Genomic DNA, 14,986 nt, shown 5'->3' on the forward strand with positions numbered 1-14,986 from the left:
GCGCTGAACGAATGCGGGCCGCTCCTCGCGACAAACCGAACCGATCATCTATGATCGGTTCGTGTGTGTTCTTTTCTTTATCGAGCCTTATCCATGAATCAGAACGCTGAATATTCCGCGGTCAACGATGCTGTGCGCGGGCAGTTTTTTCGCAAAGTCTGGGCGATGATCACGCCTTACTGGCGCAGTGAAGAGAAGGGCAAGGCCTGGACGTTGCTGATCGCTGTGATCGCGCTGTCGCTGGTCAGCGTGGGGATCTCGGTGTGGTTCAACACCTGGTACAAGGATTTTTACAACGCCCTGCAACAAAAGGACGAGGCGGCCTTCTGGCGGCTGATCCTGTATTTCTGCGGGATTGCGGCGGTGGCAATCATCGGTGCCGTCTACCGGCTCTATCTGACCCAGATGCTGACCATCCGCTGGCGAGCCTGGCTCACCGAAAAGCATTTTGCCCGCTGGCTCGGCAACAAGAATTACTACCAGCTGGAACAGGGCGGTTACACCGATAACCCGGACCAGCGGATTTCCGAAGACCTCAACAACTTCACCTCGAACACCCTGGAACTGGGCATTGGTTTGCTTCGCAACATTGTCAGCCTGGTGTCGTTCTCGATCATTCTGTGGGGCGTGTCGGGCAGTATCGAAGTGTTCGGTTTCACCGTTCCCGGCTACATGTTCTGGTGTGTGCTGGTCTATGCCGTGATCGGCAGCTGGCTGACGCATTTGATTGGTCGTCGCTTGATCGGTTTGAACAACCAACAACAACGTTTCGAAGCCGACCTGCGTTTTTCCATGGTGCGGATTCGCGAAAACGCCGAAAGCATTGCGCTGTACAACGGCGAGCCCAATGAAAACCGTCGCTTGAGCTACCGTTTCGGGATGGTCTGGCACAACTTCTGGGACATCATGAAGGTGTCCAAGCGTCTGACGTTCTTCACCGCCGGTTATAGCCAGGCCGCTATCATCTTTCCGTTCATGGTCGCGGCACCGCGTTACTTCGCTGGCAAGATCGAACTCGGCGATCTGATGCAAATCAGTTCGGCGTTCGGCAACGTGCAGGAGAGTTTCAGCTGGTTTATCAGTGCGTATCAGAATCTCGCCGCGTGGCGCGCCACCTGTGATCGACTGCTGAGTTTCCGCCAGGCCATGACCGACAACGAAGAGCGGGCGCCGGCCATCGACGTGCAGAATTCAGGTTCAGCGTTGAAGATGCACAACCTCGGCCTCGACCTGGCGGATGGTCGTCATCTGCTGACCAGCGCCGACATGACTGTGGAAGAGGGCGAGCGCGTCATGCTCAGCGGCCGTTCCGGCAGCGGCAAGTCGACCTTGCTGCGGGCGATGGGGCATCTGTGGCCGGCTGGCCACGGCAGCATTCGTCTGCCGGCGGCGCGTTATTTGTTCCTGCCGCAAAAACCCTATCTGCCGATTGGCACGTTGCGTGAAGCGCTGAGTTATCCACAGTCTGGCGATACATATCCGCACGAACGCTACGTTCATGTGCTGGAAGCCTGCCGTTTACCGCATCTCGTTGCCCGTCTGGACGAAGCCAATCACTGGCAGCGCATGTTGTCGCCGGGTGAGCAGCAACGCCTGGCCTTCGCTCGTGCGCTGCTGTATGCACCGCAATGGCTGTACATGGACGAAGCGACCTCGGCGATGGACGAGGAGGACGAAGCGTCGCTGTATCAGGCCTTGATCGATGAGATTCCGGGGTTGAGCATTGTCAGCGTCGGGCATCGCAGCAGCCTGAAGCGCTTCCATCCACGGCATGTTCGTATCGAGAATGGGCATCTGGTGGACCAGACCGTGACCGCATAAACACCACAACCCTTGTGGGAGCGAGCTTGCTCGCGATGGCGGTCTGACATTCAGAATGAAGGTGTCTGACACTCCGCCATCGCGAGCAAGCTCGCTCCCACAGGGGCCGGCGTTCGCCGACGGTGATCGTACAACCGCGTTGAGCTATGATGCGGTTTCAGCCGCAACTTTCGAGAAAGACGTTCACCATGGAAAACCCGATCGACGCACCACGCCTCCCTCGCAAGCGCCGCAGCCTCGCTCAGGAACTGGTGACGGTGCTGTCCGAGCAGATCCGCGACGGTCACCTCAAGCGTGGCGACAAGTTGCCCACCGAGTCGGCGATCATGGATGCCCATGGCGTCAGCCGCACCGTGGTGCGCGAAGCGATTTCCCGTTTGCAGGCGGCCGGGCAGGTTGAAACCCGCCACGGCATCGGTACTTTTGTGCTCGACACCCCAAGCCCGAGCGGTTTCCGTATCGACCCGGCGACCGTGGTCACGCTGCGTGACGTGCTGGCGATTCTGGAACTGCGCATCAGCCTCGAAGTGGAATCCGCCGGCCTTGCTGCGCAACGCCGCAGCCCCGAGCAGCTGGCATTGATGCGAGCTGCGCTGGATGCGTTGAATGAAAGTGTCTCCCATGCCAGCGATGCCGTGGCGTCCGACTTCCAGTTCCACCTGCAAATCGCCCTGGCGACGGGCAACCGCTATTTCACCGACATCATGACCCACCTGGGCACTAGCATCATTCCGCGTACGCGCCTCAACTCCGCGCGTCTGGCCCATGACGACCAACAGCACTACATGAATCGTCTGAGCCGAGAGCACGAAGAAATTTACGATGCGATTGCCCGTCAGGATTCGGATGCGGCGCGGGCGGCGATGCGGTTGCATTTGACGAATAGCCGTGAGCGGTTGCGCCATGCCCATGAAGAGGCAGAAGCTCAGCGGGGGTAGTTTCTGCTGTCGAGTAATGCATTGCCTGACAGGACGCTATCGTCGGAACGCCGCCCGGACCAAGCTCGCTCCCACAGTGTTTTGCGTCGCACACAGATTCCTGTGGGAGCGAGCTTGGTCCGGGCGGCGTTCCGACGATGGGGCCGGCAGCCTTCTCGCTATAACATCAGCGAGTCTTCAGTATCGTCCGATCCACCCGCACCGCCAGTTGTGCGGTTTCGGGCCTGGCATCGAACATCACCTCGCCTTGTTCACCCAGCACCGCCCGAGCAATCGGCACTCCCTTGGCCAACAACTCCAACGGCGCACCCTTCAGCGATTGCCCCGAAGCCAATTCCAGTTTCAATTTGATAGTCATCATCGATCTCCTTATCAGGCAACGTTGCCAGTGGGTTTGTAATCCTTGAGCAGCAAATAAGTGCTCCAGCCCCACCAGTCATCGACGGTGGCGGTGTCGTTCAGGTTGTTGACGTCCTTGCGTCGCAGCACCTTGTTGCCCTCGACCCTGAACAGCGGCGAGAAGTTGGTCGCCAGGTTCAGTACGGCTTGCAGATCAGGCATCTTTTTCAAGGCGCCGAATTGGCCGGCCGATGGGGCGATTCCGCTGAGATAAGCCGCGAACACTTCATCCGCAGACACCTGAACCGCCTGATTCACCTGGATGCGATTGGCGCTGGAGAGGTCGTCGAAGTAGCGCTTGTCCCCATACGCGTGCCATTGATCGCCGTTGCCATTGCGCACATTGAGGCCGAACTTGCTGTCTTCGTCGTGCATGAAACGCGTGATTAACGAACCCAGATCACTGGGCGTGACCACCGCTGCCAATTGTTTGCGCGGCACTCGCAGGTGGCCGGTGGAAAACAGGTCGGTCAGGTAGTGATCGGCAAAAGCGTTCATCGCATAGGCCAGCTCCAGCTGCTTTTCATCGCCGCTGGTGTGGGCCAGCACCGCTTGTTGCACCGCTGCGGTGTGCCCGGCGATATAGGCCAGCAGCGCCCATTTGGCGAAGTGATCGGCATTGTTGGCGGCCAGTTTCAGGTAGCGGCCAAATGGGAACAGCGCCGAAACGACACTGCCGCCGCCGGTGATCTTGTTCCACTCTTCCGACAACGTATCACCGAGGGCGTCATAGGCTTCGTGAGGTTGTTTACCGTCCTTGATCGCCTGCTTGATCGCGGCGATTTCCTTTTGCATCACGCCGAGGATCAGCTTGGCTTCAGCGTTAGCAGCAGGCAGCACGGCCAGCGAGTTGAAGGCGTTGGTAAAACGCTGGATTCGGTCAGCGCCTGTCGCGCCTTCGCTGATCGGTTGATCGGGAATTCCATAGAAATCACCCCCCAGCGCAATGACCTGGCCATAGGTTAGCGCCAGCCCATTGGGTAGATGCAGTTCCACCTGCGAAGCGGGGATAGCCGGTGCGTCCTTGATGAAGCGCAGCAGTGTGCTGTCGCCGATGGCGGTGTGTTCGCCACCCTCGAACCTCAGCTGTGGCTTGCCTTTCAGGGCATTGCCGGAGGCTGTGGGCAGAGGCGCGGGAAGGGTAGGCGTAGAGCTGTGATGATCAGCAATCTGCAAGATCACATGTGGGTTATTCCCGATGAGAGGGATGCCATGCTCGGTAAAAAGATCATCCAGTTCGGAAATGACCTGTTTCGGTTTTTCCTTCGATTGTGCGTGTAGACCTGACATTTCTATCTCCTTGATATGTCGTCGGGACGATCAAAAAATAACTGTATGCATATACAGTTATCTGGATCATAGATGAGAAATTTCCTACGTCAAGAAAATACCTTTCCGACTCAAATTCTGCGGTTGGCGATGAAATGCAGTTGACGGTTATTATTTAAGTTGTACGATGACCTACAACTTCGGCGAAGGCTGAGCGGTTTTCTCACACACATACGTCGCTATCCAGGGTGTTCGAATAATGAATCCACAAGAACTGAAGTCCATCCTCTCTTCCGGTCTGCTGTCTTTCCCGGTTACCGATTTCAATGCTCAGGGCGACTTCCATCGCGCGGGCTACATCAAACGTCTCGAATGGCTGGCCCCATACGGCGCCTCGGCATTGTTCGCCGCGGGCGGCACCGGTGAGTTCTTCTCTCTGGCGGCCAGCGAATATTCGGAAATCATCAAGACTGCTGTCGACACCTGCGAAACCAGCGTGCCGATTCTGGCCGGCGTTGGCGGTTCGACTCGTCAAGCCATCGAATACGCACAAGAAGCCGAGCGTCTGGGCGCCAAAGGCCTGTTGCTGCTGCCGCACTACCTGACCGAAGCCAGCCAGGACGGCGTTGCCGCCCACGTTGAAGCTGTGTGCAAATCGGTAAAAATCGGTGTGGTGGTTTACAACCGCAACGTCTGCCGCCTGACCGCGCCGCTGCTGGAACGTCTGGCTGAGCGCTGCCCGAACCTGATCGGCTACAAGGATGGCCTGGGCGATATCGAGTTGATGGTGTCGATCCGTCGCCGCCTCGGTGATCGCTTCAGCTACCTGGGCGGTTTGCCGACCGCCGAAGTCTACGCCGCAGCCTACAAGGCATTGGGCGTACCGGTTTACTCCTCGGCGGTGTTCAACTTCATCCCGAAAACCGCGATGGATTTCTACCACGCGATTGCCCGCGAAGATCACGCCACTGTCGGCAAGATCATCGACGACTTCTTCCTGCCGTACCTGGACATCCGTAACCGCAAAGCCGGTTACGCGGTGAGCATCGTCAAGGCCGGGGCAAAAATTGTCGGCTATGACGCAGGTCCTGTGCGTGCGCCGCTGACCGATCTGCTGTCAGAAGAGTACGAAGCTCTGGCCGCGCTGATCGACAAGCAAGGTGCGCAGTAACACATCCGATTAAACAAGGCCGCTGAGTATTCAGCGGCCTTTTGCGTGAGGAGAACATCCCGTGGCAGATGCAAAGCGTTTTGATAACTACATCAACGGTGAATGGGTTGCGGGTAGCGATTACTCCACCAATATCAACCCGTCCGAATTGACCGACACCATTGGCGAATACGCCAAAGCCGATCTGGCGCAGGTCCACGCCGCCATCGACGCCGCTCGCGCCGCGTTCCCAGCCTGGTCCACGTCGGGCATTCAGGCTCGCCACGATTCGCTGGATAAAGTCGGCACTGAAATCCTCGCTCGCCGCGAAGAGCTCGGCACCTTGCTGGCTCGGGAAGAGGGCAAGACCCTGCCCGAAGCCATCGGCGAAGTGACTCGCGCCGGTAACATCTTTAAGTTCTTCGCCGGTGAATGCCTGCGTCTGTCCGGCGACTATCTGCCGTCGGTGCGTCCGGGTGTGAACGTCGAAGTGACTCGCGAAGCGCTGGGCGTGGTCGGTCTGATCACGCCATGGAACTTCCCGATCGCGATCCCAGCGTGGAAAATCGCCCCGGCCCTGGCCTACGGCAACTGCGTCGTCCTGAAACCGGCCGATCTGGTGCCGGGTTGCGCCTGGGCGCTGTCCGAAATCATCTCCCGCGCAGGCTTCCCGGCCGGCGTGTTCAACCTGGTGATGGGCAGCGGTCGTGTGGTTGGCGATGCGCTGGTTCAGAGCCCGAAAGTCGACGGCGTCAGCTTCACCGGTTCCGTGGGCGTTGGTCGTCAGATCGCGGTCAGCTGCGTGTCGCGCCAGGCCAAGGTTCAGTTGGAAATGGGTGGCAAGAACCCGCAGATCATTCTCGACGACGCCGACCTCAAGCAAGCGGTCGAGCTGTCGGTGCAGAGCGCGTTCTACTCCACCGGCCAGCGTTGCACTGCCTCGAGCCGCTTCATCGTCACCGCCGGGATTCACGACAAGTTCGTCGAAGCCGTGGCTGAGCGCATGAAGTCGATCAAGGTCGGTCACGCGCTGAAAGCTGGCACCGACATCGGTCCGGTCGTCTCGCAAGCACAGCTTGAACAGGACATGAAGTACATCGACATCGGTCAGTCCGAAGGTGCACGTCTGGTCAGCGGCGGCGGTCTGGTGACCTGCGATACCGAAGGCTATTACCTCGAGCCAACCCTGTTTGCCGACAGCGAAGCCGCGATGCGTATCAGCCGCGAAGAGATCTTCGGCCCGGTGGCCAACGTGGTTCGCGTCGCGGATTACGAGGCTGCGCTGGCCATGGCCAACGACACCGAATTCGGTCTGTCGGCGGGCATTGCCACCACGTCGTTGAAGTACGCCAACCACTTCAAGCGCCACTCCCAGGCCGGGATGGTGATGGTCAACCTGCCGACGGCGGGCGTGGATTACCACGTTCCATTCGGTGGGCGTAAAGGTTCATCCTATGGCTCCCGCGAGCAAGGTCGCTATGCGCAAGAGTTCTACACGGTCGTAAAAACTGCCTACGTCGGTTCCTGACACACCGTAATACCCCTGTAGGAGTTGTCGCAGGCTGCGATCTTTGCTTTAAAAAATCAAAAGATCGCAGCCTCGTTTCACTCGGCAGCTCCTACAGGGAACAACCAAAGATTCACCCGCGCATAAAAATAATCAGTGGGAGTACATCTACATGCAAGCGACCAAGCCGACCCACGTCCGCTATTTGATTTTGCTCATGCTTTTTCTGGTGACCACGATCAACTATGCCGACCGGGCTACCATCGCCATCGCGGGCTCCAGCCTGCAAAAAGACCTCGGCATCGACGCGGTCACTCTCGGTTATATCTTCTCCGCATTCGGTTGGGCCTACGTGGCCGGGCAAATTCCCGGTGGCTGGCTGCTGGACCGTTTCGGCTCGAAAAAAATCTACGCGCTCAGCATCTTCACCTGGTCGCTGTTCACCGTGTTGCAGGGCTATGTCGGTGAGTTCGGCATGTCCACGGCAGTGGTTGCGCTGTTCATGCTGCGCTTCCTGGTGGGCCTGGCCGAAGCGCCATCCTTCCCCGGTAACGCGCGCATCGTTGCGGCCTGGTTTCCGACCGCCGAACGCGGTACGGCGTCTGCGATTTTCAACTCGGCGCAATACTTCGCCACGGTGCTGTTTGCGCCGCTGATGGGTTGGATCGTTTACAGCTTCGGCTGGCAGCACGTGTTCATCGTCATGGGCGTGATCGGCATCATCTTCTCGGGGATCTGGCTGAAGGTTATCCACAGCCCGCGTCAGCATCCGATGATCAATGACGCCGAGTTCAAACACATCGCCGACAACGGCGGCATGGTCGACATGGACCAGGACAAAGGCAAAGGCAAAAAGGTCGACGGTCCGAAGTGGGACTACATCCGCCAGTTGCTGACCAACCGCATGATGCTCGGCGTGTATCTGGGGCAGTACTGCATCAACGGCATCACCTACTTCTTCCTGACCTGGTTCCCGGTGTACTTGGTGCAAGAACGCGGCATGACCATCCTCAAGGCCGGTTTCATTGCCTCGTTGCCGGCGATCTGCGGCTTCATTGGTGGCGTGCTCGGCGGCGTGATTTCCGACTACCTGCTGCGCAAGGGCCATTCCCTGACCTTCGCCCGCAAGGCGCCGATAATTGCTGGCTTGCTGGTGTCCAGCAGCATCGTGGCCTGCAACTACGTGGACGTTGAATGGATGGTTGTCGGCTTCATGGCCCTGGCATTCTTTGGCAAAGGCGTGGGTGCGCTGGGTTGGGCCGTGGTGTCTGACACCTCGCCAAAACAGATCGCCGGTCTCAGCGGTGGCTTGTTCAACACCTTCGGCAACATCGCTTCGATCACCACCCCGATTGTCATCGGCTACATCATCAGCTCCACCGGTTCGTTCAAATGGGCACTGGTGTTTGTTGGTTGCAACGCACTGGTCGCAGTGTTCAGTTACCTGGTGATCGTCGGTCCGATCAAACGTGTGGTACTCAAGGAACCGCCAGTCAGCGGTCCTGAAACCAATAACAAATTGTCTCAAGCGCATTCCTGAGGAGCGGCGTCATGCAGTTGATTGAACATTCCGACTCGCCGCGCTACATCCGCCTGCACGAGCGGGACAACGTCGTGATCGTGGTCAATGACCAAGGCGTGCCGGCCGGTACCGAGTTTCCGGACGGCCTGGTCACCGTGGATTTCGTGCCACAGAGCCACAAGGTCACCCTTGAGGATATTCCCGAGGGTGGCCAGGTGATTCGTTACGGCCAGACCATCGGCTACGCGTTGCAGCCGATTCCGCGCGGCAGCTGGGTCAAGGAAGATCAACTGCGCATGCCCACCGCGCCACCGCTGGACAGCTTGCCGCTGTCCACCGAAGTGCCGGCGGCGCAGGCACCGCTGGAAGGCTTCACGTTCGAAGGTTATCGCAACGCCGACGGCACCGTCGGCACGCGCAACATTCTCGGGATTACCACGACTGTTCAGTGCGTCACCGGCGTGCTGGACCATGCGGTCAAGCGCATCAAGGACGAGTTGCTGCCCAAGTATCCGCACGTTGATGACGTGGTCGCGCTGACCCACAGCTACGGCTGTGGCGTGGCGATTACCGCGACTGACGCGTACATCCCGATTCGTACCGTGCGCAACCTGGCGCGCAACCCGAACCTGGGTGGCGAAGCGCTGGTGATCAGCCTGGGCTGCGAGAAATTGCAGGCCGGGCAGGTGATGCACGAGAACGACAGCTCGGTGGATTTGAGCGATCCGTGGCTGTATCGCTTGCAGGATTCCAGTCACGGTTTCACCGAGATGATCGAGCAGATCATGGCGTTGGCCGAAACACGTTTGAAGAGGCTCGATCAGCGTCGCCGGGAAACCGTACCGGCGTCCGAGCTGATTCTCGGCATGCAGTGCGGCGGCAGCGATGCGTTTTCCGGCATTACCGCCAACCCGGCGTTGGGTTATGCCTCGGACCTGTTATTGCGGGCCGGTGCAACGGTGATGTTTTCCGAAGTGACCGAAGTGCGCGATGCGATTTACCTGCTGACTTCTCGCGCGGAGACCGAGGAGGTTGCCCTGGAACTGGTGCGGGAAATGGACTGGTACGACCGCTATTTGGCCAAGGGTGAGGCGGATCGCAGTGCCAACACCACACCGGGCAACAAGAAGGGCGGGTTGTCGAACATTGTCGAGAAGTCCCTGGGCTCGATCGTCAAATCCGGCAGCAGCGCGATCAACGGGGTGCTGGGTCCTGGTGAGCGGTTCAAGCGCAAAGGGCTGATCTTCTGTGCGACCCCGGCCAGTGATTTTGTCTGCGGGACGTTGCAACTGGCGGCGGGGATGAACCTGCACGTGTTCACCACCGGACGTGGCACGCCGTATGGGTTGGCGATGGCGCCGGTGGTGAAGGTGTCGACCCGGACCGAGCTGGCTCAGCGTTGGCCGGACTTGATCGACATCGATGCCGGGCGGATTGCGACCGGGCGGGCGTCGATCGAAGACCTCGGCTGGGAGTTGTTCCACTACTACCTGGATGTGGCCAGCGGCAAGAAGCAAACCTGGGCGGAGAAGCACAAGCTGCATAACGACATCACCCTGTTTAACCCGGCGCCAATCACCTGAAACCGCGTTATCGTTCTTCGCGAGCAAGCCCGCTCCCACATTTGAAATGCATTCCCCTGTGGGAGCGGGCTTGCTCGCGAAAGCGGTCTATCAGACGGCGGAGTCCCTAGTGGCTTATCATTAGCCTCCTAACGACGCTCACCCAAGGTTATCCCCGGCATGCTGGCTATCTTCCTCGAAACCCTGAACATCACCGCGCCGGTGTTTGCCATGCTGTTTCTGGGGGCGCTGCTCAAGCGCATCGACTGGATCAACGACAACTTCATCCACACCGCGTCGGCCCTGGTGTTTAACGTCACCATGCCGGCGTTGCTGTTTCTGGGCATCCTGCATGCCGACCTGCACGCCGCGTTGCAACCGGCGCTGCTGATCTATTTCTCGCTGGCGACGCTGGTGTGTTTTGCCATCGCCTGGGGCTGGGCGATCTGGAAGTGCCCGCGGGAAGATCGGGGGATTTATACCCAAGGCGCCTTTCGCGGCAATAACGGGGTCATCGGGCTGGCACTGGCGGCGAGCATGTACGGCGACTACGGGATTTCCCTCGGTGCGATTCTCGCGGCGTTGGTCATCCTGTTTTACAACACGCTCTCGACCATTGTGCTGGCGGTGTACAGCCCGGTGATCAAGTCCGACCCCTGGAGTATCTGCAAAAGTGTGATGGTCAATCCGCTGATCATCAGCGTGTTTGCGGCGGCGCCGTTTGCCTACTTCAAGATCAGCTTGCCGGGATGGCTGGAGACGTCCGGTCAATACCTGGCGCAAACCACCCTGCCATTGGCGCTGATCTGCATTGGCGGCACGCTGTCGCTGGCGGCCCTGCGCAAAAGCGGCAACATGGCGCTCAGCTCAAGCCTGGTGAAGATGATCGGCCTGCCGATTCTGGCGACACTGGGGGCGTGGCTCTGGGGCTTTCGTGGTGCGGAGTTGGGGATTCTGTTTCTGTACTTCGGCAGCCCGACCGCCGCGGCCAGTTTTGTCATGGCCCGTCAGGCCAATGGCAATCATGAACTGGCGGCAGCGATCATCGTGATCACCACGTTGATGGCGGCGGTTACCACCAACCTCGGGATCTTCGTATTGCAATTGGGCGGATGGATGTAGGAGCTGCCGAAGGCTGCGATCTTTTGATCTTATTTTTCGGGGTGTTCGAAAGTGTTGAAGATCAAAAGATCGCAGCCTTCGGCAGCTCCTACAAATTATTCAGGTTTTTGGTAGGTATCAATCACTTCCTGCGCCGCCCGAAACGCATCGATGGCCGCCGGTACACCGGCATACACCGCGCAATGCAGCAGTGCTTCACGAATCTCTTCCACGGTGCAGCCATTGTTCAGCGCGCCGCGCACGTGGCCTTTCAATTCCTGCGGGCACTTCAAGGCGGTTAGCGCGGCGAGGGTGATCAGGCTGCGGGTTTTCAATGGCAAACCTTCGCGGTTCCAGACGCTGCCCCAGGCGTGCTCGTTGACGAAATCCTGCAGCGGTTGAGTAAACTCGGTGGCATTGCCCAGCGCGCGGTCGACGAAGGCGTCGCCCATCACTTGGCGGCGGACTTCAACCCCAGGCTTTTTATCATCGGTCATGGCAATTCCTTATTGTGGTGTTGGCGACGCCAGGCGCGCAGCGACGTGAACAGTAAGAACGCCACCAGCGCCGGCAGTGCAAAAAACAGCATCAGGTGTTCAAGCTTGCCGGCCAGCGGCATGCCGGTGGTGAACGACACCACGTGCAGACCGTAAGCCAGATACAAACCCAAAAACATCAGACCTTCGGCGCGGGTCACCCGGTAACCGGAATAGAACACCGGCAGGCACACCACCGCGACGCCGAGCATCACCGGCAAGTCAAAATCCAGGGCGTTGGGCGACACCGACAGCGGCGATGGCGCGATCAACGCGGTGAAGCCCAGCACGCCCAAGAGGTTGAACAGGTTGCTGCCGATCACGTTGCCCACGGCGATGTCGCGCTGACCGCGCAACGCGGCGATCAACGAGGTGGCCAGTTCCGGCAGGGAGGTGCTGACGGCGACGATGGTCAGGCCGATGATCCGCTCCGACAATCCCAGATCGGTCGCGACCGAAACCGCCGCGCCCAACAGCAAGTGCCCGGCGTAGACCAGCATCGCCAAACCCACGACGATCATCAGCAGACTGCTGAGCCATGGCGCTTGCGGGACTTCGTGGGTCGTCGATTGCGGACGGGTCGAGTGTCGCGACTGGCGCAGCAGCAGGCCCAGATACAGCACCAGTGCCGAGAGCAGCATCACGCCATCGACGCGGGTCAGTTCTTCGTTCCACGCCAATACGAACACCAGCAGGCTGGCGCCGATCATCAGCGGAATATCCAGGCGCACCAGTTGCCGTGAAACCCGCAGCGGGATGATCAGCGCCGAGAGTCCGAGGGTGACGAGAATGTTAAAGATGCTACTGCCGATCACGCTGCCGACGGCGATATCGGCGTTCTGCGCCAGGGTGGCTTGCAGGCTGACTGCCATCTGCGGTGCGCTGCTGCCGAGGGCGACGATGGTCAGGCCGATAATCAGCGGCCGTACATGCAGGCGCGCGGCGAGGCGCACGGCGGCGCGCACCATCAGCTCGGCGCCGGCGATCAGCAACAGCAAGCCGCTGAGCAATTCAATCACGCTGATCAGGGGTAAATCGGCAAGTCCGAAAATGGTCAGCGCTCCGTCTATCAGTCGTCGAGGGCTTGCACGCGAACCTTCGCGGTGCCGCTACTGAGCATACCCAGTTGTTCGGCCGCTTCATGTGAAACATCGATCAGACGCCCACGGGTGTGCGGCCCGCGATCGTTGATGCGAACCACGCAGGACTTGTCGTTGTTCAGATTGGTGACCTTCACTCGCGTGCCAAAGGGCAACTGGCGATGGGCGGCGGTCAGGGAATTCTTGTTGAAACGCTCGCCACTGGCGGTGCGTTTACCTTGGTGTTTGGCGCCGTAATACGAGGCAACACCGGTCTTGTCATAGCCGTGTGGATCGATGGTGTCGGTGCTGGCGCAACCGGCCAGCAGAGAGAGCAGGGCACAGGTACTGAGGAAGCGTTTCATTCGAAGGTTTCCACATACAAATGTGGGAGCGGGCTTGCTCGCGAAGGGGGCATCACATCCAACATCAATGTTGACTGATACACCGCTTTCGCGAGCAAGCCCGCTCCCACAGGGATTTGAGCCAGGCGTTAAATCTGGCTCCATTCTCATCAGCCTTCGAGCTTGCTTTTCAGCAGTTCGTTAACCTGTTGCGGGTTGGCCTTGCCTTTGGAGGCTTTCATGGCCTGGCCGACGAAGAAGCCGAACATCTTGCCGCGTTTGGCTTCGTCTGCCGCGCGATACTGTTCAACTTGTTCGGCATTGGCCGCGAGCATTTCGTCCAACACTGCCGAGATCGCGCCCGTGTCGGTCACTTGCTTCAGGCCGCGCTTGTCGATGATCTCGTCCGCGCTGCCTTCGCCGTTGGCCATGGCTTCAAACACCACTTTGGCGATCTTGCCGGAGATGGTGTTGTCGGTGATGCGCAGGAGCATGCCGCCCAGTTGCTCGGCCGAGACCGGTGACTGGTCGATGTCCAGGCCCTGTTTGTTCAACAGGCTACCCAGTTCAACCATCACCCAGTTGGCCGCCAGCTTGGCGTCGCCGCCGATGCTCACGACTTTCTCGAAGTAATCGGCTTGCTCGCGGCTGGTGGCCAGGACGCTGGCGTCGTAGACCGACAGACCGAACTGCGCCTGGAAGCGCTCGCGTTTCTGCGGTGGCAATTCTGGCAGGGTGGCGCGCACGTCGTCGAGGAACGAGTCTTCGATGACCACCGGCAGCAGGTCCGGATCGGGGAAGTAACGGTAGTCGTTGGCTTCCTCTTTGCTGCGCATCGGACGGGTTTCGTCCTTGTTCGGATCGTACAGGCGGGTCTGCTGGATCACCCTGCCGCCGTCTTCGATCAGTTCGATCTGACGCTGCACTTCGGTGTTGATCGCCTTCTCGATGAAACGGAACGAGTTGACGTTCTTGATCTCGCAGCGAGTGCCGAATTCAACCTGGCCTTTTGGACGGATCGACACGTTGCAGTCGCAACGCAGCGAGCCTTCGGCCATGTTGCCGTCGCAAATGCCCAGGTAACGGACCATCGCGTGGACAGCCTTGACGTAAGCCACGGCTTCCTTGGCGCTGCGCATGTCCGGCTCGGAAACGATTTCCAGCAGCGGCGTGCCGGCACGGTTCAGGTCGATACCGGTGGCACCGCTGAATTCTTCGTGCAGGCTTTTACCGGCGTCTTCTTCCAGGTGCGCGCGGGTGATGCCGACGCGCTTGACCGTGCCGTCTTCCAGCGCGATGTCCAGGTGGCCTTTGCCAACGATCGGCAATTCCATCTGGCTGATCTGGTAGCCCTTGGGCAGGTCCGGGTAGAAATAGTTTTTACGGGCGAACACGTTGTGCTGGCCGATCTCGGCATCGATGGCCAGACCGAACATCACCGCCATGCGCACTGCTTCCTGGTTCAGCACCGGCAATACGCCAGGCATGCCGAGGTCAACCAGGCTGGCCTGGGTGTTCGGCTCGGAACCGAAAGTGGTGGAGCTACCGGAAAAGATTTTCGACCGGGTGGTGAGCTGGGTATGAATCTCCAGCCCGATCACGACTTCCCATTGCATGTGTTTCTCCTCAGAAGCCTTTACAGGGGATTTTGAAACGTCGCGAGCGAGGGTAAGGCAAGGCGAAAACTGGAGAATAAGCGGAGTTGACTTTAGTCAATGAGCATTATGAGCCAGTTTTCAACGCAGCATTACCGAGCGC

Annotated in this window: 13 protein-coding genes; 7 read left to right on the top strand and 6 right to left on the bottom strand. The window is 59.2% G+C overall.

The window, feature by feature from the left end; translation table 11 throughout:
* The first annotated feature begins 93 nt into the window (after positions 1-93).
* Positions 94-1,821 carry an ABC transporter ATP-binding protein/permease gene (locus ACMXYH_RS05195; RefSeq protein WP_129438527.1) on the top strand — a complete coding sequence of 576 codons (1,728 nt, stop codon included), beginning with the start codon at positions 94-96 and terminating at the stop codon, positions 1,819-1,821.
* A 188-nt stretch (positions 1,822-2,009) separates the two neighbouring features.
* Positions 2,010-2,759 (top strand): FadR/GntR family transcriptional regulator, encoded by a 750-nt coding sequence (locus ACMXYH_RS05200; RefSeq protein ID WP_046045828.1) that lies wholly within the window; start codon positions 2,010-2,012, stop codon positions 2,757-2,759.
* A gap of 166 nt (positions 2,760-2,925) precedes the next feature.
* Here the strand turns inward: ACMXYH_RS05200 and ACMXYH_RS05205 are convergent, their stop codons facing one another.
* Both ACMXYH_RS05205 and ACMXYH_RS05210 read right to left on the bottom strand, forming a co-directional pair.
* Entirely contained in the window at positions 2,926-3,117 is a 192-nt protein-coding gene (locus ACMXYH_RS05205; RefSeq protein WP_415766507.1) for a hypothetical protein, read from the bottom strand.
* Between the two features lie 14 nt (positions 3,118-3,131).
* Positions 3,132-4,448, bottom strand: a complete 1,317-nt coding sequence (locus tag ACMXYH_RS05210; RefSeq protein WP_415766508.1) for a phospholipase — start codon at positions 4,446-4,448, stop codon at positions 3,132-3,134.
* A 238-nt stretch (positions 4,449-4,686) separates the two neighbouring features.
* On the opposite strand from ACMXYH_RS05210, the gene kdgD reads away from it, so the two are divergent.
* The 5 genes from kdgD (at position 4,687) to ACMXYH_RS05235 (ending at position 11,290) form a co-directional block, all read left to right on the top strand.
* Positions 4,687-5,598 carry a 5-dehydro-4-deoxyglucarate dehydratase gene (kdgD, locus tag ACMXYH_RS05215; protein WP_415766510.1) on the top strand — a complete coding sequence of 304 codons (912 nt, stop codon included), beginning with the start codon at positions 4,687-4,689 and terminating at the stop codon, positions 5,596-5,598.
* Positions 5,599-5,659: 61 nt separating this feature from the next.
* Positions 5,660-7,105: an aldehyde dehydrogenase family protein gene (locus tag ACMXYH_RS05220; protein WP_415766511.1), complete on the top strand. Its 1,446-nt coding sequence runs from the start codon at positions 5,660-5,662 to the stop codon at positions 7,103-7,105.
* 151 nt (positions 7,106-7,256) lie between these two features.
* Positions 7,257-8,624, top strand: coding sequence for an MFS transporter (locus ACMXYH_RS05225; RefSeq protein WP_219095709.1), 1,368 nt, complete (start codon positions 7,257-7,259; stop codon positions 8,622-8,624).
* 11 nt (positions 8,625-8,635) lie between these two features.
* Entirely contained in the window at positions 8,636-10,189 is a 1,554-nt protein-coding gene (gene garD, locus ACMXYH_RS05230) for a galactarate dehydratase (protein ID WP_415766512.1), read from the top strand.
* 159 nt (positions 10,190-10,348) lie between these two features.
* On the top strand, positions 10,349-11,290 hold the full coding sequence (locus ACMXYH_RS05235) for an AEC family transporter (protein WP_415766513.1): 942 nt from the start codon (positions 10,349-10,351) through the stop codon (positions 11,288-11,290).
* Positions 11,291-11,385: 95 nt separating this feature from the next.
* Here the strand turns inward: ACMXYH_RS05235 and ACMXYH_RS05240 are convergent, their stop codons facing one another.
* From ACMXYH_RS05240 to gatB, 4 genes are all read right to left on the bottom strand, one after another.
* Positions 11,386-11,766, bottom strand: coding sequence for a carboxymuconolactone decarboxylase family protein (locus ACMXYH_RS05240; protein ID WP_123365263.1), 381 nt, complete (start codon positions 11,764-11,766; stop codon positions 11,386-11,388).
* Positions 11,763-12,824, bottom strand: a complete 1,062-nt coding sequence (locus ACMXYH_RS05245; RefSeq protein ID WP_415766514.1) for a calcium/sodium antiporter — start codon at positions 12,822-12,824, stop codon at positions 11,763-11,765. The genes ACMXYH_RS05240 and ACMXYH_RS05245 overlap by 4 nt, the downstream gene beginning before the upstream one ends.
* Before the next feature lie 50 nt (positions 12,825-12,874).
* Positions 12,875-13,249, bottom strand: a complete 375-nt coding sequence (locus ACMXYH_RS05250; protein ID WP_134422013.1) for a septal ring lytic transglycosylase RlpA family protein — start codon at positions 13,247-13,249, stop codon at positions 12,875-12,877.
* 149 nt (positions 13,250-13,398) lie between these two features.
* The gene (gene gatB, locus ACMXYH_RS05255; RefSeq protein WP_432760529.1) at positions 13,399-14,922 is read right to left on the bottom strand and encodes an Asp-tRNA(Asn)/Glu-tRNA(Gln) amidotransferase subunit GatB; all 1,524 of its coding nucleotides are present in this window, start codon (positions 14,920-14,922) and stop codon (positions 13,399-13,401) included.
* Positions 14,923-14,986 lie beyond the last annotated feature (64 nt).

It is taken from the genome of Pseudomonas frigoris, assembly GCF_047758635.1.
Classification (GTDB): Bacteria; Pseudomonadota; Gammaproteobacteria; order Pseudomonadales; family Pseudomonadaceae; genus Aquipseudomonas; species Aquipseudomonas frigoris.

What these genes read in the sequence shown, in the direction of transcription:
- ACMXYH_RS05195 (WP_129438527.1), top strand. Translation starts at nt 94, where the DNA reads ATGAATCAGAACGCTGAATATTCCGCGGTCAACGATGCTGTGCGCGGG.
- ACMXYH_RS05200 (WP_046045828.1), top strand. Translation starts at nt 2,010, where the DNA reads ATGGAAAACCCGATCGACGCACCACGCCTCCCTCGCAAGCGCCGCAGC.
- ACMXYH_RS05205 (WP_415766507.1), bottom strand. Translation starts at nt 3,117, where the DNA reads ATGACTATCAAATTGAAACTGGAATTGGCTTCGGGGCAATCGCTGAAG.
- ACMXYH_RS05210 (WP_415766508.1), bottom strand. Translation starts at nt 4,448, where the DNA reads ATGTCAGGTCTACACGCACAATCGAAGGAAAAACCGAAACAGGTCATT.
- kdgD (WP_415766510.1), top strand. Translation starts at nt 4,687, where the DNA reads ATGAATCCACAAGAACTGAAGTCCATCCTCTCTTCCGGTCTGCTGTCT.
- ACMXYH_RS05225 (WP_219095709.1), top strand. Translation starts at nt 7,257, where the DNA reads ATGCAAGCGACCAAGCCGACCCACGTCCGCTATTTGATTTTGCTCATG.
- garD (WP_415766512.1), top strand. Translation starts at nt 8,636, where the DNA reads ATGCAGTTGATTGAACATTCCGACTCGCCGCGCTACATCCGCCTGCAC.
- ACMXYH_RS05235 (WP_415766513.1), top strand. Translation starts at nt 10,349, where the DNA reads ATGCTGGCTATCTTCCTCGAAACCCTGAACATCACCGCGCCGGTGTTT.
- ACMXYH_RS05240 (WP_123365263.1), bottom strand. Translation starts at nt 11,766, where the DNA reads ATGACCGATGATAAAAAGCCTGGGGTTGAAGTCCGCCGCCAAGTGATG.
- ACMXYH_RS05250 (WP_134422013.1), bottom strand. Translation starts at nt 13,249, where the DNA reads ATGAAACGCTTCCTCAGTACCTGTGCCCTGCTCTCTCTGCTGGCCGGT.